Origin of the sequence: Sinorhizobium garamanticum (genome assembly GCF_029892065.1) — a bacterium.
GTDB lineage: Bacteria > Pseudomonadota > Alphaproteobacteria > Rhizobiales > Rhizobiaceae > Sinorhizobium > Sinorhizobium garamanticum.
Genome location: NZ_CP120374.1, coordinates 1829072 through 1847671, shown reverse-complemented (window position 1 = coordinate 1847671; position 18600 = coordinate 1829072). Strand labels below are relative to the sequence as shown.

Here is an 18600-nt window from a genome sequence, read left to right as displayed (position 1 = left end):
TGGAGCTCATCCTGCTGGGGCTCATGGCCCGTCCTCAACGCGGGGGCGTATGCCCCTGGCCTGGGGTTTCATTGAACAATTCCAGTCGACCGTGAATGTTCCACATATGTCTCCGCATCGTGGTCCGCAGTGCGCCTGCGCGACTGTACCCGTCGTCACCTTTTATATCTGTGGGGAAGGCCGGCTCTGTCGTTTAGTCTCGGCAGAGTCTCCGACGCCTCGATCGCTCCGCACGAGTGAGAAAATTCAGCATGCGCGCCTCCTCGGCGCGCAATTCGTTGTTCGCACGGCCGCGCTCCCCGAGTGTTTTGGCTGAGACCTGGTTGTCACCGGCAAGCGCGACGATCTGCGGATGGATGTAGCTCTCGCGTGCGATTGCGGGCGTGTTGTGCAGGACGGATGCGGCGGCCTCGCTCATCTGCTTGACCGTTGGCCGTTCCCCTCGCTCGAGAGCGGCGCGTGCGACCGTAAATGCCGCGACGCTTCCCGCCCAGGTTCGAAAGGTTTTCGCCGAAATCGCTGCGCCCGAAATCTCTGCAAGATAGCGATTGAGGCGCCCAGAATCGATCGGCCGCAACGTGTCGGTCTCATCCTTCCAGACGAAAAGCTGCCGGCCCGGCAAGTCCGCAATCTCTTCAAGCAACCGCTGCAATCTCGGATGGCGGAGCCTGCGCCTCACTCGCTTGCCGCCCTTGCCGGTGAAGCTCAGCTGGACGCAGCCATCCGAGAGTTTGAGGTGGCGCTTGAGCAAAGTCGTCGCGCCGTAGCTCGCATTGGCCTCGACATAGGCCGGACTGCCGACACGCAGGTGAGCCTCGTCGAGGAGCGCCACCAGCGCCGCCAGAACCGTGCGGATGTCGTCGGGAGCACCCTGCATATGGCGCCGCATCGTGCGGCGGATCCTGGGCAGCACCTTTCCGAATGTCGGAAGCTGTCCGAACTTGTCGCCGCTTCGCAGCGCCTGCCATTCCTTGTGATACCGATATTGCTTCCGGCCGCGCGCGTCGTAGCCCGTGGCCTGGAGATGGCCGCTCGCATCCAGGCAGATCCAGACGTTCTCGTAGGCAGGCGGCAGGCCCAGAGACGATATGCGCGCCTTCACCGCGGGGTCGGAAAGCGCCGAACCGTCCGGCAGACGATAAACGAAGCCTCGACCTTTGCGCTGTCGCCTGATTCCTGGCTCGGTGTCGCTTACGTAGACGAGGCCGTTTTCCTCGAGCGCGGGCTCGCCGCTTCTAGCCATTGTCCGCCGGAATGAAGACGGTGACGCTTTGTCCTGCGACAAGCTCATGGTCTTGTGCCGCGCGAACCAGACCGGGGTCGTCACTTGCCGCGTCGAAACTGGCCGTATCGAGCACGCGCTGCCACCGCTCCGTCCCATTCACGCGCGGCAGCGAGATCTCGCAATCGGCGCCGGCATTTAAAACCAGGAACATGCCGTTGGCTGGTGTCGCCTCCGCGACGCCGTTGCGGCTGATGTAGACGCAGACGATACGCAACGCTTCATCATGCCACGCTCCCTCGTCCATCAGATGGCCGTCAGCCCTGTACCAGGCGATTTCGAAGTGACCACCCTCGCCCGGTTCACCGTTGAGAAACCGCTCCTGGCGGAGCGATGGATTTTCCTTGCGGAACTCCACCATCTTTCGGCAGAAGGCCAGGAAGGCTTCGTCGCCGGAGGCCCAATCGAGCCAGCCGATTTCGTTGTCCTGGCAATAGGCGTTGTTGTTGCCGGCCTGGCTGTTTCCGAATTCGTCGCCGCCAAGGATCATTGGCACCCCCTGACTGATCATCAGGGTGGCAAACATGGCGCGGCGCCGGCGCGCGCGAGCGTTCTTGATCCCCTCGTCGTCGGTGGCGCCTTCGACGCCCATGTTGTCCGAATGGTTGTCGGGGTGTCCGTCGCGATTGTCCTCGCCGTTCGCCTCATTGTGCCTGTCGTTGTAGGAAACCGTGTCCAGCAGCGTGAAGCCGTCATGCGCGCCGACAAGGTTAATCGACGCGGTAGCACCGCGGTCGGAATGATTGAATTGCACCGGCGATCCGGCGATACGCTCGGCAAGCACCGGCACAATACCGTCGTCCCCCTTCCAGAACCGCCGGACATCGTCCCGGAACCGATCGTTCCATTCGCGGAACGGATGCGGGAAGCCGCCGAGCTGGTAACCGCCGTCGCCGGTATCCCAGGGCTCCGCGATGAGCTTGACGCCGGCAAGGATCGGGTCCTGCCGGATCGCGTCGAAGAAGCCGCCTTCCCGATCGAATTCCATGTCCTCGCGGCCGAGTGCGCTCGCGAGATCGAAGCGGAAACCGTCGATATGCATCACCTGCACCCAATAGCGGAGGCTGTCGAGAACCATGCGCATAACCATCGGATGGGCGACATTGAGCGTGTTGCCGGTGCCGGTCATGTCGAAGGTATGACGCGGTTTTCCCGGAGAGGGCCGGTAGTAGCTCAGATTGTCGAGACCGCGAAAATTCAAGGTCGGACCGTGCTCGGAGCCCTCGGCTGTATGGTTGTAGACGACATCCATCAGGACTTCGATGCCGGCAGCGTGAAACCGCTTCACCATCGTCTTGAACTCGGTGATCCGGCCGCTCTTCATGTAGCGCGCCTGTGGGGCGAAGAAACCGAGCGTCTGGTACCCCCAGTAGTTCCTGAGGCCACGCTCAAGCAGATGCCGGTCGTCGAGGAAATATTGCACCGGCAGGAGTTCGATCGCCGTTACGCCGAGTTTCGTCAGATGGTCGATGATCGGATCACTTGCCATGCCGAGGAATGTGCCGCGCAGGTCTTCCGGAACCGCCGGGTGCGTCATGGTCATGCCGCGAACATGGGTCTCATAGATGATCGTGTCCGGCCAGGGACGGCGGATCGCCTCGTCGCCGTCCCAGTCGAAAGCCGGGTCCTGGATGACGCCCTTGACCATGAACGGCGCGCTGTCGCGCTCATCGAAGGAAAGGTCGTTGGCCGTGCCGTCGATCGTGTATCCGAACAGCGCGTCATCCCAGACAAATGTGCCGGCGACCTGCTTGGCATAGGGGTCGAGCAGCAGTTTGTTCGGATTGAACCGGTGGCCGTTGTGCGGATCGTAGGGGCCATGGGCACGATAGCCATAGAGCGTCCCCGGCCCGATGCCTTCGATATAGCCCGACCAGACATCACCTTCCCGCTTCGGCAGCGGCAGGCGCGCCGTTTCCCTGCTGCCATCCTCCGAGAACAGGCAAAGTTCGATCTTCTCGGCATGAGCCGAAAAGACCGCGAAATGTGTACCGTCGCCGGTATATTCGGCGCCGAGTTCGGGTTTCAGAAAACTAAGTTCAGAGAAAGAAACGTTCATCGCCGTTACCATCACTCCCGCGCCCGCATGGAGCGATGGTGCAACGCGGAAGAAAAGAAATTGTTCCTATCGGGCGCTTCGGTCCTGAGAGAGGCTGTGGAACTTTCGCCGAAGCCGGCCAGTTTCCCTTCATTCATCCGAGGACCAAAGCCGATGCAGCAACAGCAAGCGCCAGGACTTTTCAAAAGAACCTGGGGCGCCAGCTTGATTTCGGCGGATGCCGCATACTTCAGGCTGTGGGCGCCCGACGAAAAAGCCGCCCGCCTCATTCTCAATGGGACCCCGCATGAGATGCAGGCGCTCGACGATGGATGGTTCGAGCATTCTCTGACAGCGCGTGCCGGGGACCTTTATTGTTTTCAGCTGTCCGACGGGTCGCTGGTTGCCGATCCAGCGTCGTCGGCGCAAAAGAATGGACCCTCTGGTCCTTCGATCCTTGTCGATCAGTCGGCATATCGTTGGAAGAGCGCGTCGTGGAGCGGCCGGCCATGGGAAGAGGCGATCATCTGCGAGCTGCACATCGGCACCTTCACCCCAGACGGCACGTTTCGTGCGGCAAGCGAGCGCCTCGCCCATCTCGCCGATGCCGGCGTCACCGTGATCGAGATCATGCCCGTGGCCCAAGCTCCGGGCGCGCGCGGCTGGGGCTACGACGGCGTGCTGCACTTTGCGCCCCACAATGCCTATGGGACGCCGGACGACCTGAAGGCTCTCGTCGATCGGGCCCATTCGCTCGGGCTCATGGTTCTGCTCGATGTCGTCTACAATCACTTCGGCCCGGAAGAAAACGCCTTGCCGCGCTATGCGGCCGATTTCTTCAACAAGGATCGCGCGACTCCGTGGGGAGCCTCGATTGCCTTCGAGCAGGACGCCGTCCGGCGTTTTTTCATCGAGAATGCGCTCTACTGGCTGGGCGATTTCCGCTTCGACGGGCTGCGCATAGACGCGACCGAGCAGATCAGAGATAGCCGCAAGCCACACATTCTCGTCGAGATGGCACGCGAGATACGCGAGACATTTCCCGCACGCCACGTCCATCTCGTCATCGAAGACGCGCACCGCCGCAGGAGTCTTGTGGGGCGGGGACCGGAAGGGATCGCAGAACTCTTCACCGCCGCGTGGAACGACGATCTGCATAACGCGTTGCATGTCGTCGCAACGGGAGAGAAGAAAGGCCACTACCGGCCCTTTGCCGCGGAGCCTTGGCAGAAGATTCGCGAGGCAATGGCCGAAGGCTTCGCTCTCCCCGCCAAGGGAACGGAAATATCGTCGCACTGGACGGGCGACCGGCTGCCGCCGCAGGCCCGTGTCAACTTCCTGCAGAACCATGACCAGATTGGAAACCGTGCCTTCGGTGAACGCCTCGTCTCGCTCGTCGGAGCGGACATGATGCGGGTCCTGACCGCCACGCTGATGCTCGTTCCGCAAGTTCCGCTGCTTTTCATGGGCGAGGAATACGGCGAGACCCAGCCGTTTTGCTTCTTCGCGGATTACGAGGGCGAGATCGCCGAGGCTATTCGCTCGGGACGCCAAGGGGAGGCCGAGAATTTCGGCGGCATGCCGCGCGGTAAGACCACGGCGGATTTGCCCGATCCACTCGATCCGCGGACGTTCGCCGCATCGAAATTGCGGTGGGATCGAGCGGAAAGCCCTGCGGGCAGGCGGCATCTCGCCTTCATCCGCGAGCTTGCCGATATCCGCCAGCGGCATATCGCCCCGCTGCTCAAGCAACCCGGCGTGCCCGGCCACCGTATACTTCCAACCGGCGACGGGCTCGTTGCAGTCGACTGGATGTTCGGGAGCGCCGTTTTGGCGCTGCGGATCAATCTCACCGACGAAGCCAAGCCCGTTCCCCCTTTCAGCGGCGAGCCGATCTTCACGACCATGGGACCCGGTGATTGCTCTCTTACAGCGGGTGAACTGCCGGGACCTGGCATCGTCGCCGCCGTCACACCGGGATAAGCGATCAACCAGGCGCGACGGAACATGATTTCGACCTTGCGGTTAGAACGTCGACGCGGCCACGGCGGCAGGCGTGCTTGGAAGCGAGGAACAAGGCTCGGCAACAGATGTCGCGAACAGCAGCAAAAACGGGGCCGGCTCTTTCCGGCGAGCATGCGAATGCGCACTCCATCGCGGCCTTGCGTAGGCAAGCGGAAAGCTGCGAACGCTGCGACCTCTACAAGAACGCGACACAACTCGTCTTCGGCGAGGGCCCTGTCGACGCCCGCATCGTTCTGGTCGGCGAACAGCCGGGTGACCGAGAGGATCTGGCGGGACATCCGTTCGTCGGCCCGGCCGGTCGGGTTCTCGACGAATGCCTGCATGAGGCAGGAGTCGATCGCTCAAGCTGCTATCTCACCAATGCGGTCAAGCACTTCAAGTTCGAGCAGCGCGGCAAGCGGCGCTTGCATTCGCGGCCGAATGCGGGCGAGATCCAGCGTTGCGCCTGGTGGCTGGGTGCCGAGTTGGAACAGCTTCGACCGGACCTCGTCGTTGCGCTCGGCGCCACGGCGGTGGTCACGCTGCTCGGTCGGAGCGCCGGGGTTACGAAGAATCGTGGCGATCTGATCGACACTCCAGCCGGCTATCCGGTCCTCGTCACGATCCATCCGTCCTATCTTCTCAGAATCCAGGACGGAGACGACGCGGCGAGCGAACGTGCGCGTTTCGTCAAGGACCTGGCAAAGGTCGCTGCCTATGAAGCTGATCGCGTCGGTCGGACGCAGCGCCGTCTATAAAGGCTGGTCAAGCTCCGGATAGTGCCGGAATATCCCTGCCTCGTTGAAGGAGAGCCTCCGATCGGAGGCGAGGTATTTGCGGATATTCGGCCGCTTGGCGACCGCATCGTGCAGGGCGATCAAACCGGGGATGTTTTCTTCGTAGCTGTGCATCGCCTTCGGAAAGGCGTAGCGAAGCCCTTCGACGATCTGGAAGAGCGAAAGATCGACATAGCTCAACCGGTCGCCGACGATATGTCCTGCTCCCTTCGGATTCTGGCGCAAGACCCGCTCGAAATAGCTGAGGAACTTCGGCAGGCGCTCCGACAGGAAGTCGGACGATCGCCTCAACGCCTCCGGCTTCTGGTCCTCATAGTAGAGTGATACGCCGATCGGATGGTGCGTGTCGTGGATCTCGGCGACGAAATCGGTGATCGTCAGTTGCAGCCCGTTGGCGACGAAACGGAGGCCTTCCTCCTCTGGCGCCAGGCCGAGCTTAGGGCCGAGATAGAACAGGATATTGGCGACGTGGGAAATGAGAAGGTCGCCGTCTTTCAGAAACGGCGGCGCAAAGGGGATCGTCGCTCCCTCGCCGTCTCTCAGCAGCTTCAACATCGCCTTTGTGCCCCGCCCTTGCCCATCGGGCTCGCGTGCGACATCCACATAATCCGCTCCGGCCTCCTCAAGGGCGAGGCGAACGAATTCGCCGCGCCCGGGGATCCCGTCCCAGTAGTAGAGCATATAAGGCATTGAACGATCCCTTACTTGGGCTGGCGCCCGAAATCTTTCCGCAATTCGACCTTCGCCTCTTCGAGCACGTGCTTCTGCTGTTTGCTCAGGCCCGCACCCGCCCTGTTAATATAGAACGTCAGCATCGACATGGCAGAGCGAAACGGACTCGACTTGCGCCGATCGCTCGCCTCGGCCGACCGCTTCAGCGAATGGGCAATCTTCGCCGGGTTGTCCAACTTGAAGACGCCCTCCTCGAGATCGAGCGCGTCGCTCTTCTCGGTCACGTCCTGCGACCATTTCTTCTTCTTGCTCTTTTTGCTCATAGCCGTTTCTCCTTGGTGACCTATCTCCAACCGAAGCGGACGGAAATCGTTCCGGGAGAGAGCCGATGCACGTCGATGACCTGATGTTTGCCGAAAACGAGGGCATACCGAACAATCCGCACCTGCCGGTCCTCATCTATCACGCCGCAGTCGACGTCAGCGGGGACGGTGCGACGCGCATCGAAGACAGGTTCCACGCCAATGGCTGGAGGGGCGTGTGGCGGGACGGCGTTTTCGACTTCCAGCACTATCATACGCGCGCCCACGAGGTTCTGGCCGTTGCGAGAGGCAAGGCGCGCCTCCTGATCGGAGGACCGGCAGGCAAGGAACTGGAGGTTATGGCGGGAGATGTGCTCCTGCTCCCGGCCGGCACTGGTCACTGTCGGATCGCCGCAAGCGCCGACTTCCTGGTCATTGGCGGCTATCCTCCCGGACAACACGCCGACATTCAGCGCGGGCCGGCCACCAATGCGGATCGCCAGGCGATCGCTTCCGTGCCGCTGCCCCAGTTCGATCCGGTCTTCGGCACAGATGGTCCGGCGGTGACACTCTGGCAGCGCGCGACGCGTTGAACGGGATCAAATATCGATCAAGGCGATACCGAGATCGGGATGGTGCTTGCGCCGGAGATGCGCGGGCGTTTCGGACAATGTGACTTCGAGGGTCGGCTTGACGATCCCTTCAAGAAAATGCCCGCCGCGCGTCGTCCCGTCGCTGAGCCCAAGCACCGCGTGGGCATGCAGGCTGCGTTTGCCGTCCTCGCCGAGCGCGATGTCGCCGATGAGGCTCAACACTTCGCATTGCTCGTCGATCGGGATGCGGCGATAGTCTCGTTTTTCAAGATCGTACCACCCGACCACTGCCTTCTCGAACGCTCCGATCGCCATCAGCGAAGCTGCGGTAACCTTCTGTGCTGCGGCGAACTCAGAAATGGCGGTGAAGGCTTCCTCCCCGGGGTCGAGAACGAGGAGGTATATCTCCTCTGATGTCTCTCTTGAAAGAAGTCTCCACCTCATCGGCTGATCCATATCCAAAGCGTTTAGCGCAGCCAGACCGGCAGATCCGAAGCCTGGGCGCAGTCGCGGGCACGGTCTTTTAGCCCGAGCGTTTCCCATGCGAATTTCTGCGCGGCGATTTGGGCCATTTCCTTGGTCGGATAGCAGTCCGGCAGCACGTAGTCGTGGTCGCCGCACGAGAGCAACGCCCGGTGGCTCACGAGATCGAAATGAAGCTGCAGGTTTTCCTCCGATTGCATCGAACCCTCCCTCATTCGGCTTCAGCAAAAACGGTCATTGCGGGCAGAAGTTCCAGTCACTCAGCGAAAAGTCCACGGTCTCGAAAATCCCTGCGGAACATACGCCGCGATGAGGAGTTTTGTGCCCTACGGGAGATCAGCCAATGACTAAACGCGGAAATCAAGGATCGCGTGCGATCCATGCCCGCCCGCTCGACCATCCCGGCGTCGACGAACCGATCGATGCCTTGGGCGCGGGTTCTCGTAACAATCCCGATCGAAGCGTGCGGCGCCAACTTGATGAGTTGCGCGGGCGCATTGCCAAGCTCGAAACCGAGATCGATGCGATCGTGACAGAGGCCCACACGGCAGTCGGAACAGTTCCGGGTGCCGACAGGCTGGAGACGGCGAAAGACGTGGTGGCGGAGAAAAGGGACGAAATCCAGCGTCTGAAATCGCGTCTGCAGGAAATTGAGCGATTGCTGGCTGTCGAGTAGGGCAAACGGTTGCATGCCGGTGCGGCGCACGGATCACTGACACGATCCGGCGGATCACTGACACGATCCGGCGGGGGCTTACGCGCCTAAAACACGGCCATCCAAATACCACGCCAAAAAAGCGACTCCCGAGCTCGCAGGTTTTCCTCGTCGCGGCGTACCCATTGCGTCTCGCGCGTTTCGTCGGGCTTGTCCTCTCGGTCTGCAATTGGCTTTTGACGCCGCTCGGTCCTCAACTTGTCAGCATCCGTCGCCTTGCTGATAGGCATCGGCAATTCCTTCCTTGCGATCAAGGAGAAACTGTCTGACAGCGCGACGGTTCCATGGTGATGCGCCTGCGGGCTCGGTATCGGCCGGGACCGACTGACGCTGCGGCTTCAATGGCGATGGATGAACTTGCAGAAGCGACTGGTCTGACCGTCTTCGGTCAGATCCTGGTGGAGAAAGGCCAGGTTGTTCTTCTCGAAAATCTCGAAGAACTCATCCCACGAGATTTTCTCCAGCGTGTCTTCCGGTGTGCCGAAATCAATCCGCAGCAGACCACCGTCAGCGCCGCCTTTGACGCGTGCCGGCTGGCCGTTACGGGCCTCGGCCCAGTTGCGGATGGTGTCGTGGTCGATCGTGGTGCTTGAAGCGCTCATTGGAAGTTCTCCCGCTGTGGCTTGTTTGCACCTCTAATCGATCGCGCCCGCGATTGTTCCGAACGGCCGCCGCGCGGGTTGCCGACGCTGGGCCGCGAACGAGCTACTGCCCGAACGTGCCGACGATTGCGGCTTCTTCGATAAGGTGCTTGCGCACCCTCTTCCAGGCTTCCTCTGCCCCGACGTCTTCCGGAATCGAAAGATTGGGGACATCAAGTGCGGCAAGCCTGAACCAGTAGTGGTGAACTCCGGTACCGGCCGGCGGCTGCGGTCCGTCGTAGCGGGCATTGCCGAAGTCGTTCTTGATGAACTTGATGCTGTGTTCCGGTCCGGTATCGACGGCTTGCGGCAGCTCCGTCCAACTGCCAGGAATGTTTATGATCGCGCAGTGACGAAACATTCCTCGCGGCGCGTCCGGATCCTCGACGATGAGGGCGAAGCTCTGCGTTCCCTCGGGCGTGCCTGTCCACTTCAGCGGCGGGAAGAGGTTCTCGCCCAGTCGAGTATATTTCTGCGGGATGAGTTGCCCATCGACGAATGCGGGGCTGATCAAGCTGAAGGTCATCCACGTGTTCCTTTCTTGCTTCGCACCGAAAGGCTATGGCGCCACTCCACCTCTGACACTGTCGAAAAAAGGAGCCTCGTCGAGACGAGGCTCATAAGACGAACCAGCATAGGAGAGACCGCCGAGGAGCCTCCAGAGTTTGGGTCGGAGAACGCGCTCCGTGCGATCCACTTCATCAAACATTATTCCCGAAAAAATGTTCCACGGCAGCGAATATATTTCGCGCCATCCGCCCCGTGCGGTGGCTTCGCCGCACCTCGTTCGGACCCACGCATCGCCACGACGAAAATCTCAACAAGTGAGCGGAACTTTGATGGCCCGATTGTGTTGAAAGGGAGCAGACTGCGGCTGCGCTTCACTCCCGGCAATGACATGATCTCCGGAAAAAACGCGATGAACATTCTGTCCGTCACGGCTGAGATTTTCCCGCTCGTAAAGACCGGCGGCCTAGCCGATGTCGCCGGCTCGCTACCAAAGGCGCTGACGGCCCATGGCATTCATACGCGCTCCCTGATACCCGGATATCCGTGCGTCATGCGGGCACTCACGGGGGCCTCACCGATCACACAATATGATGGCCTGTTCGGCGAGCGCGCGACCCTTGTCGCAGGACAGACCGACGGTCTGGATCTCCTCGTGCTCGACGCGCCCGGCTTCTTTGACCGGCAGGGCGGTCCATACACCGACAATCACGGCAAAGACTACCCGGACAACTGGAAGCGTTTCGCGGCCTTTTCTTTCGTCGCCGCACAAGTCGCCGAGCACGGCGTGGCGGACTGGCGGCCAGACATCATTCACGCCCACGACTGGCATCCGGCGCTGAGTCTGGTCTACCTCAAATTTTCCTCTCACGTCGAGATTCCGCGCGTCTTGACCGTTCACAACCTCGCCTTCCAGGGACAGTTTCCCGCCCGTCGTTTCACCGAACTGGGACTGCCGGACGAAGCCTACTCGATCGAGGGCCTCGAATATTACGGCGACCTCGGCTATCTGAAGGGTGGACTGCAGGCGGCCGACGCTATCACCGTGGTCAGTCCCACATACGCGCGCGAGATCATGTCACCGAAGTTCGGAATGGGCCTCGAGGGCGTGATGAATGCGCGTCACGATGACGTTATCGGCATCGTCAACGGCATCGACATGGAGGTATGGGACCCCTCCTCGGACCCGTATATCGAAAATCACTTCTCCGCCCGCGCGCCGTTACGCCGTCTGCCGAACAGGCATAAGTTGCTCGATCGTTTCGGCCTGCCGGACACAGCCGGACCGGTTTTTGCAACGGTCAACAGGCTGACTTGGCAGAAAGGCATGGATCTCCTGGCGGGTGTGGTCGACGAGATCGTCAAAGGCGGTGGCAAGCTGATCGTGCATGGACAAGGCGATGCCGCGATCGAGGACGCATTCATCGAGGCCGCGCGGCGTTTCCCGCACAGCGTCAGCGTCGAGATCGGCTACGATGAGCCACTCGCCCATCAGATTCACGCCGGAGCGGACGCGATGCTCGTACCCTCGCGCTTCGAGCCTTGCGGTCTCACACAGCTCTACGCTTTGCGCTATGGCTGCGTGCCCATCGTCGCCCGTACGGGTGGATTGTCGGAGACGATCATCGACGCCAACGACGCCGCGCTGCATGCGCAAGTGGCGACCGGCATACAGTTTTCGCCCGTCGACGCGAACGGATTGAGGCTCGCCCTGCGCCGAGCCTTCAGGCTTTTCAGACGCCGGCGCGTCTGGGAAAATCTGCGCAGGCAGGGGATGAGGACGGATTGCTCCTGGCACCGCAGCGCCGCCCAATATGCGGAGCTCTACGGCACGATGCTGACCCCCGACATACGCTTAGCCGGATAGAGCAATTCCAAGAAACCTGCGCAACGGCTTTTCAATCCGGAATTGCAGTAATCGGCCGCCGTGATCCACGGCTCCCATTCGCAATGCTGATGAGTTGATCAGAAAGGGAGCATGGATCGCGCCGCAGGAATGTGCCAATGGCAGAGGCCGAAGACAAAGGCCCAAGCCATGACCGCAGCTGCTACTCCTTCCTCCCTTTCTCACGCCTCCGGCACCGCCCGCGCTGGCGTTCTGTTCATGCTTCTCGGCATGCTGATGTTCTCGCTGAACGACGTCATGGGCAAATGGCTGGTCGCGACCTATTCGGTCGGCCAGGTGGTTCTGATCCGCAGCCTGGCCGCCGCCGTCCTGCTCGCGCCCTTCCTCTGGGTTGGCGGATTGCAGAAGCTTGTCGCGATCGAACGCCCGTGGCTTCAGCTTGCCCGCGTCGTGGCCTCGACGGCGGAGGTCGTCGCCTTCTATTTTGCCGTGGTCTATCTGCCGCTCGCCGACGTCATGACCTACTGGTTGGCGGCGCCGATCTACGTCGCGGCCGTCTCGCCGCTGGTCCTCAAGGAACATGTCGGCTGGCGGCGCTGGACCGCGATCGCCATCGGCTTCGTCGGTGTCATCATCGCGCTCGAGCCATCCTCGCAGGCCTTCACCCTGCCGGCGCTGATCTCGATCCTCGGCAGCATGTTCTTTGCCTTCATGATGATTTCCGGACGCTCGCTGCGCGGGACCCCGGATACGATACTGGCCTTTTGGCAGATCGTCGGGGCGGCGCTCGCCGGCCTCGTCTGGGCACCCCTGGACTGGACACCGCTGAACCCGCTCGACACGGCGCTGCTGGGCCTGCTTGGGGTCGTCGCCATGCTCGCGCACGTACTCGTCAACAGGGCGTTGAAGCTCGCCGAAACCGCGACGGTCGCGCCGTTGCAATACACGCTGCTCTTCTGGGCGATTGTCTTCGGCTGGCTGATCTTCGGCGACGCGCCACGCCTGTCGATGATCCTCGGCGCCGGCCTTATCGTCGCCTCCGGCCTCTTCATCTTCTTCCGCGAGCAGCAACTCAAGCGGCAAGGGCGGCTGAAGGGCTAAAGCCGGTCGGAGCGCCCCCTGCTAGGCTCTACTGCATGTCTCCTTAGATCGACCTCGATTTAAGGACGGAGACATGCAGCAATTCAAAGCACTACAGCGACCTAGAGCCCTTCAGGGTTAAATGGAAACAGTTCTGTTGGCTCAAACGGAGTCGGATGGTCGACCGGCCGGCACGCGGCGTAGCCAAAGCATACGTCCAAGCCGGCCGGCCGATCAGGCGGCCCGTTTCAGCCAACCCGAAGGGCCGGGCATCTTTCCGCCAGGCTCAGAGGCGATCGGCTCGGACGTACATCCGGGTACGCCCCTTCGCCAATCGCCTCTGCCCTGACGAAAACCTGCTCCGGCAGAACTGCTTCCATTTAACCCTGAAGGGCTCTAGCGCGCCTGATGAGACGCGCGGCGCTGTAGGAGGCACTCCGCGATCCGGTTCAGTCGTCCGCGACGACCTTCTGCCTCTGCGTGCCGAGCCCCTCGATGCCGAGCTCGATCACGTCGCCGGCCTTCAGATATTGCGGCGGCTTGAAGCCCATGCCGACGCCGGGAGGGGTGCCGGTCGAGATGACATCGCCCGGATGCAGTGTCATGAACTGCGAGAGGTAGCTCACGAGATAGGCGACGCCGTAGACCATGGTCTCGCTCGTGCCGTTCTGCTTCGTCTCGCCGTTGACGGTCAGCCACATCTTCAGGTTTTGCGGATTGGCAATCTCATCGCGAGTCACCAGCCATGGACCGATGGGGCCGAAGGAATCGCAGGATTTTCCCTTGGTCCACTGGCCGGAGCGCTTCGTCTGGAAATCGCGCTCAGAGACGTCGTTGACGACGCAATAGCCGGCGACGTGATCGAGCGCTTCGGCTTCTGACACGTGTTTCGCCTTCTTGCCGATAACCACGCCGAGCTCGACTTCCCAGTCGGTGGCAACGGAGCCGCGCGGCATGATCACATTGTCGTTTGGCCCGACGATCGCCGAGGTGGCCTTCATAAATACGACCGGCTCCGGCGGAACCTCCAGACCGGATTCTGCGGCATGATCCGCATAGTTGAGGCCGATGCAGATGAACTTGCCGGTTCCGGCGACACAGGCGCCAAGCCGTGGCGCGCCCTCGACGACTGGCAGGCTTTCGAGGTCCAGCCCGCTCGCCCAGCCAAAATCCACGATCGCGGCGCCGCCGATGTCGGCGATGACTCCGGAGAGATCGCGAATCCTGCCCGCGCTATCAAGCACGCCCGGTTTCTCGGCCCCTTCCGGTCCATAACGCAACAGCTTCATCCTGCTCCTCCCAAACCATCGAAAAAATCACTGCGACTGACAAATCAAACAGCGTCGCGGATGTAAAGCCGTTTCCGCCGGCTTGGCACGAAAACCGGCCAACTGCCGGTGGCGGTGGTCAGCCCTTCTGCTGCTCCCTCCGCCGGAACAGTTCGCCGGTCCGATAAATTGAAATGATATCGATTATCGCGCCTATCTATTTCGCTTATGCTGCATATGACCATAGAGTTCGGATGAAGCCCTGACAAAGGGGCAAATTGCAAGGGGAACGAACAATGAAAAACCGGATTGTGGCATTGGCGCTCGTTTGCGCCGGACTGCTCTCGTCGACGGCGCAGGCAGGCGAGAAACTGAAGATTGGCACGGAGGGTGCCTATCCGCCCTTCAATTTTGTCGACTCCACCGGAAAGGTCGGCGGCTTCGACGTCGAGATCGGCCTTGCGCTTTGCGAACGCATGAAGGTCGAATGCGAGGTCGTCGCCCAGGATTGGGATGGCATCATTCCGGGCCTGCTCGCCAAGAAATACGACATGATCATCGCCTCGATGTTCATCACCGAGGAACGCAAGAAGCAGGTGGCGTTCACCAGCCCGTATTATCTTGCTGCAATGACCCATGTGGCCCCGAAGGGCGCGGCGCTCACCGAGTTCAGCAATGAGGCGTTCAAGGGCAAGGTGATCGGCGCCCAGTCCGGCACGACCCAGGCCGACTATATTGCCGCTGTCTATCCGGATGCGGAGATCAAGCTCTATCCGACCCAGGACGAGGCCAATCTCGACATGGTCAACGGCCGTCTCGACCTGCAGGTCGGCGACATGTTGCCCATGCTCGATTGGGTCACCAAGAATGACGATGGCAAAGGCTGCTGCGAGCTTATCGGCGAGCCGATCACCGACAAGAAGTTCGTCGGCGACGGCGTCGGCATCGCTGTCCGGCAGGAAGACAACGACCTGCGCGAGAAGCTCAACAAGGCGCTCGAAGAAATCCGCGCCGACGGCACCTATCAGAAGATCAACGACAAGTACTTCACCGTCGACGTCTATACGATGAAGTGACCAGCCGGCAGGCTGCCCCCAGTTACTAGGCCGGTCGCCGCAGCCGCGGTGGCCGGCTTTCCATTCCGGCGAGGCTGGGAACGGCAGGCGCCGCGATCACCGATCGCTTGCCGATAGCCGACATTGCGGTAAATCTCTGCGAACGGTCTACAGCGCCGCGCGTCTTAAGACGCGCAACGGACGCTGTAGTACTTTGAATTGCTGCATGTTTTTATCCTTAAATCGGCTACGATTTAAGGAAACAGGCAGTAGCGACGAACGAGGAAGCCATGTTTGATCTCAACGGCAAGACCGCGCTGGTGACCGGCGGCGGGCGCGGACTCGGCCTTGAAATGGCGAAGGCTCTCGCACGAGCCGGCGCCTGGACCGTGATCAACGGCCGCAATCTCGACAGCCTCGAGGAGACAAGAGCCCGTCTTGCCGATGACGGCATCACCGTCGCGGTGGCGCCGGGCGATATTACGCGCGACGTAGAAGCTATACTCGTCGATGCCACAGCGAAGACCGGGGCTCTCGATATCCTGATCCACGCCGTCGGCGAGCGGGATCGCCGCAGCACGGAGGCGATGGAACCGTACGAGTTCGCAGCGCTCCTCAATACCGATCTCACCGCAGCTTACGCCATGGCGAAGGCGGCACTTCCCTATCTTCAACAGTCCGCCGCCGGCCGGCTGATTTTCGTCACCTCGATCGCAGCTTTCGCGGCACGTCCCGGCGATCCCGCCTACACGGCCGCCAAAGGCGGGCTTTCAGCGCTGACGCGGTCGCTCGCCGTCGAATTCGGCGCCGACAACCTGACCGTGAACGCCATTGCACCGGGCTGGTTTGCAACCGAGACCAATGCACATCTTGCAGCCGATCCGGCACTCAAGGCATTCGTGGACGTGCGCATACCCTTGAAACGCTGGGGGCGACCGGAAGAGATCGCGCCGGCCGCCGTCTTCCTCGCCTCGCCAGCGGCGAGCTTCGTCAACGGCATCACGCTCACCGTCGATGGCGGCATGACCGTGCAGATGTGAGGCCGGCAAGAGCGCGACTGGATCTGTCTAGAACGTTGCGGCGGCGCATCTTTGAGTGCGGAAGGAGGCACCCCCCTCTGCCCTGCTTGCCAATCTCCCCCACAAGGGGGGAGATTGGCAAGCAGCAACCTTTCGTTCAAGCAATTACCCTTCAATGCGCTGCCAAACTTTGTGACTTCGGCATTCACGAGTTCACTGTCGGCGAAGGCTTTGCTTCTGGCCGATCTCCCCCCTTGTGGGGGAGATGCCCGGCAGGGCAGAGGGGGGTATTAACAACCCTACCCGGCCGTCGTCTCCTCTGTGCCGCGCAGCATGCGGATCAGCCCGGAGAAATCCTCGCCGCCGTGGCCGAGCTTCTCGAACAGGGCGTAGAGCTGTGCAGCCTGCGCGCCCATCGGCGTCGCGGCACCGCTCGCGCTTGCGGCCTGCTGCGACAGCTTCAGGTCTTTCAGCATCAGGCTTGCGGTGAAGCCCGGCTTGTAGTCGTTATTGGCGGGCGAGGTCGGAACCGGGCCAGGGACCGGGCAATAGGTGGTGAGAGACCAGCATTGGCCGGAAGAGGTCGAGGCGACATCGAAGAGCGCCTGATGCGACAGGCCCAGCCGCTCGGCGAGCACGAAAGCCTCGCAAACGCCCGCCATCGAGATGCCAAGAATCATGTTGTTGCAGATCTTCGCCGCCTGGCCGGCGCCGGCATCGCCACAATGGACGATCTTTTTGCCCATCGCCTCGAGCAGATGCTTGCCGCGGGAAAACGCCCCGTCACTGCCGCCGACCATGAAGGTCAGCGTGCCGGCAGCGGCTCCAGCCGTGCCGCCGGAAACCGGCGCGTCGAGCGAGGGGCAGGCAGCCTTTTCGGCGTAGCCGTGCACCTTGCGCGCGCTTTCGACATCGATCGTGGAGCTGTCGATGATGAGCGTGCCCGGATCGACGAAACCGAGCAATTCGTCCCAGACATAAAGAACATGCGCGCTTGCCGGCAGCATGGTGATGACACATTGCGCCTCGCGCACGGCCTGCGCGATCGAGCCGGCGACCGAAACGCCGGTCTTCGCCGCAGCATTGCGAGACGCTTCCGACAGGTCGAAGCCGGTGACGGCGTGCCCCGCCTTCACCAGATTTGCGGCCATCGGGCCGCCCATGTTGCCAAGCCCGATAAAGGCGATCTTCGTCATGTGCCTCTCCTCTGCACCTGCATGTTTTCGTTTGACGGCTGCCTTCACCCGAAAAGCGGCGCGCCGTCGTGCTTCTCAAACCACGCCAGAACCTGTGGCGTCACCTCAGCGAGCCCGACCGACCATTTCGGATTGCGATCCTTGTCGATCACCGCGGCCCGCACGCCTTCGTAGAAATCCGGATTGGAGAGCATGCCGATTGTCGCGGCATATTCCCGCTCCAGGCATTCGTTGAGCGTGGCGCTCGCACGTCCCGCCCGCAACAGCGAGAGCGTCAATTTCAGGCTGATCGCAGAGCGCGTGCGCAGCATTTGCAGTGTCTCGCGAGCAAAATCCGAGCCGTCGCGTTCCAGCGCATCCAAGATTCCTTCAATTTTGTCGAAGGCAAAGCAGCGGTCGATCAGCGAAAACTCGTCGTGTAACGGCGACGCGGGCGGCTCGCCGGAAACACTGCGGATTGCGGCAGAGATATCCTCCGCCGTCGCCGAAGCTGCAAGCGCGGTGATCAGGTCGCCGAGCCTGTCCGTCGGAACAAAGCTGTCGGCAAGTCGCGCGTGGATCGCATTGGCCGCGCCGATATCGCGGCCGGTGAGCCCGATATAGGTGCCGAACTCGCCGGGCGCGCGCGGCAGAAGCCAGGTCGCGCCGACATCAGTGAAATAGCCGATTCCCGTCTCCGGCATGGCGAGCCGCGTCCTCTCCGTGACGATCCGATGACTGCCGTGGGCGGAAACACCGACACCGCCGCCCATGACGATGCCGTCCATGATGGCAATATAGGGTTTGGAATAGGCGGAAATTCGACTGTTGACGATGAATTCCTCGCGCCAGAATTGCGCGCCTTCCTCGGGTCGTTCCCGTCCGCTCTCGTAGATCATGCGTATGTCGCCGCCGGCGCAAAGCCCACGTTCGCCTTCGCCGGTGACAAGCACGGCGGCGACCGCCGGGTCGCGCTCGAAATCGGTCAGCGCCGCATCGATCATCCGGATCATCGGCAGGTTGAGGCTGTTCAGCGCACGCGGCCGGTTGAGCCGGAGCCTGCCGATCGCGCCGTGGCGCTCGACGATGACCTCCGGCAGAGCGGTCTGCATCTCCATGAAAT

At 61.7% G+C, this 18600-nt stretch carries 20 protein-coding genes; 8 read left to right on the top strand and 12 right to left on the bottom strand.

Annotation, left to right across the window (positions count from 1 at the left end):
- Window positions 1-193: 193 nt before the first annotated feature.
- Together PZN02_RS28465 and glgX are read right to left on the bottom strand one after the other, a co-directional pair.
- Window positions 194-1243, bottom strand: a complete 1050-nt coding sequence (locus tag PZN02_RS28465) for a DNA topoisomerase IB (RefSeq protein ID WP_280662287.1) — start codon at window positions 1241-1243, stop codon at window positions 194-196.
- Window positions 1236-3341, bottom strand: a complete 2106-nt coding sequence (gene glgX / locus PZN02_RS28460) for a glycogen debranching protein GlgX (protein ID WP_280662286.1) — start codon at window positions 3339-3341, stop codon at window positions 1236-1238. The genes PZN02_RS28465 and glgX overlap by 8 nt, the downstream gene beginning before the upstream one ends.
- A 153-nt stretch (window positions 3342-3494) precedes the next feature.
- Between glgX and treZ the strand changes: the two genes are divergently transcribed.
- Together treZ and PZN02_RS28450 are read left to right on the top strand one after the other, a co-directional pair.
- The gene (treZ, locus tag PZN02_RS28455) at window positions 3495-5303 is read left to right on the top strand and encodes a malto-oligosyltrehalose trehalohydrolase (protein ID WP_280662285.1); all 1809 of its coding nucleotides are present in this window, start codon (window positions 3495-3497) and stop codon (window positions 5301-5303) included.
- Between the two features lie 107 nt (window positions 5304-5410).
- Complete coding sequence (locus PZN02_RS28450; protein WP_425336328.1) at window positions 5411-6082, top strand: UdgX family uracil-DNA binding protein; 672 nt, start codon at window positions 5411-5413, stop codon at window positions 6080-6082.
- On the opposite strand, the gene PZN02_RS28445 is transcribed toward PZN02_RS28450, so the two are convergent.
- Complete coding sequence (locus PZN02_RS28445) at window positions 6077-6811, bottom strand: glutathione S-transferase (RefSeq protein ID WP_280662283.1); 735 nt, start codon at window positions 6809-6811, stop codon at window positions 6077-6079. The two genes, PZN02_RS28450 and PZN02_RS28445, sit on opposite strands and share 6 nt — an antisense overlap.
- Window positions 6812-6822: 11 nt before the next feature.
- Window positions 6823-7116, bottom strand: coding sequence for a DUF3175 domain-containing protein (locus PZN02_RS28440; protein ID WP_280662282.1), 294 nt, complete (start codon window positions 7114-7116; stop codon window positions 6823-6825).
- Window positions 7117-7181: 65 nt separating this feature from the next.
- On the opposite strand from PZN02_RS28440, the gene PZN02_RS28435 reads away from it, so the two are divergent.
- Window positions 7182-7688 carry a cupin domain-containing protein gene (locus PZN02_RS28435; protein WP_280662281.1) on the top strand — a complete coding sequence of 169 codons (507 nt, stop codon included), beginning with the start codon at window positions 7182-7184 and terminating at the stop codon, window positions 7686-7688.
- A gap of 6 nt (window positions 7689-7694) precedes the next feature.
- Here PZN02_RS28435 and PZN02_RS28430 read toward each other — a convergent pair whose 3' ends face one another.
- Together PZN02_RS28430 and PZN02_RS28425 are read right to left on the bottom strand one after the other, a co-directional pair.
- Complete coding sequence (locus PZN02_RS28430) at window positions 7695-8132, bottom strand: PPC domain-containing DNA-binding protein (RefSeq protein ID WP_280662280.1); 438 nt, start codon at window positions 8130-8132, stop codon at window positions 7695-7697.
- Between the two features lie 23 nt (window positions 8133-8155).
- Complete coding sequence (locus PZN02_RS28425) at window positions 8156-8371, bottom strand: hypothetical protein (RefSeq protein ID WP_280662279.1); 216 nt, start codon at window positions 8369-8371, stop codon at window positions 8156-8158.
- Window positions 8372-8514: 143 nt separating this feature from the next.
- Here PZN02_RS28425 and PZN02_RS28420 point away from each other — a divergent pair, with 143 nt between their 5' ends.
- Window positions 8515-8847, top strand: coding sequence for a hypothetical protein (locus PZN02_RS28420; protein ID WP_280662278.1), 333 nt, complete (start codon window positions 8515-8517; stop codon window positions 8845-8847).
- Window positions 8848-8933: 86 nt separating this feature from the next.
- On the opposite strand, the gene PZN02_RS28415 is transcribed toward PZN02_RS28420, so the two are convergent.
- The 3 genes from PZN02_RS28415 to PZN02_RS28405 form a co-directional block, all read right to left on the bottom strand.
- Window positions 8934-9116: a hypothetical protein gene (locus PZN02_RS28415; RefSeq protein WP_280662277.1), complete on the bottom strand. Its 183-nt coding sequence runs from the start codon at window positions 9114-9116 to the stop codon at window positions 8934-8936.
- A 108-nt stretch (window positions 9117-9224) separates the two neighbouring features.
- Window positions 9225-9488 carry a hypothetical protein gene (locus PZN02_RS28410; protein WP_280662276.1) on the bottom strand — a complete coding sequence of 88 codons (264 nt, stop codon included), beginning with the start codon at window positions 9486-9488 and terminating at the stop codon, window positions 9225-9227.
- A 103-nt stretch (window positions 9489-9591) separates the two neighbouring features.
- On the bottom strand, window positions 9592-10053 hold the full coding sequence (locus PZN02_RS28405) for a YbhB/YbcL family Raf kinase inhibitor-like protein (protein WP_280662275.1): 462 nt from the start codon (window positions 10051-10053) through the stop codon (window positions 9592-9594).
- A gap of 393 nt (window positions 10054-10446) precedes the next feature.
- Between PZN02_RS28405 and glgA the strand changes: the two genes are divergently transcribed.
- The gene (glgA, locus tag PZN02_RS28400) at window positions 10447-11901 is read left to right on the top strand and encodes a glycogen synthase GlgA (protein WP_280662274.1); all 1455 of its coding nucleotides are present in this window, start codon (window positions 10447-10449) and stop codon (window positions 11899-11901) included.
- 168 nt (window positions 11902-12069) lie between these two features.
- On the top strand, window positions 12070-12981 hold the full coding sequence (locus PZN02_RS28395; protein WP_280662273.1) for a DMT family transporter: 912 nt from the start codon (window positions 12070-12072) through the stop codon (window positions 12979-12981).
- 428 nt (window positions 12982-13409) lie between these two features.
- On the opposite strand, the gene PZN02_RS28390 is transcribed toward PZN02_RS28395, so the two are convergent.
- Window positions 13410-14249, bottom strand: coding sequence for a fumarylacetoacetate hydrolase family protein (locus tag PZN02_RS28390; RefSeq protein WP_280662272.1), 840 nt, complete (start codon window positions 14247-14249; stop codon window positions 13410-13412).
- A 275-nt stretch (window positions 14250-14524) separates the two neighbouring features.
- Between PZN02_RS28390 and PZN02_RS28385 the strand changes: the two genes are divergently transcribed.
- Together PZN02_RS28385 and PZN02_RS28380 are read left to right on the top strand one after the other, a co-directional pair.
- Window positions 14525-15304, top strand: coding sequence for an ABC transporter substrate-binding protein (locus tag PZN02_RS28385; protein ID WP_280662271.1), 780 nt, complete (start codon window positions 14525-14527; stop codon window positions 15302-15304).
- 269 nt (window positions 15305-15573) lie between these two features.
- Complete coding sequence (locus PZN02_RS28380; RefSeq protein WP_280662270.1) at window positions 15574-16323, top strand: SDR family oxidoreductase; 750 nt, start codon at window positions 15574-15576, stop codon at window positions 16321-16323.
- Window positions 16324-16601: 278 nt separating this feature from the next.
- On the opposite strand, the gene mmsB is transcribed toward PZN02_RS28380, so the two are convergent.
- Window positions 16602-17498: a 3-hydroxyisobutyrate dehydrogenase gene (gene mmsB / locus PZN02_RS28375; RefSeq protein WP_280662269.1), complete on the bottom strand. Its 897-nt coding sequence runs from the start codon at window positions 17496-17498 to the stop codon at window positions 16602-16604.
- A gap of 44 nt (window positions 17499-17542) precedes the next feature.
- Entirely contained in the window at window positions 17543-18595 is a 1053-nt protein-coding gene (locus PZN02_RS28370; protein ID WP_280662268.1) for an enoyl-CoA hydratase/isomerase family protein, read from the bottom strand.
- Window positions 18596-18600: the final 5 nt, after the last annotated feature.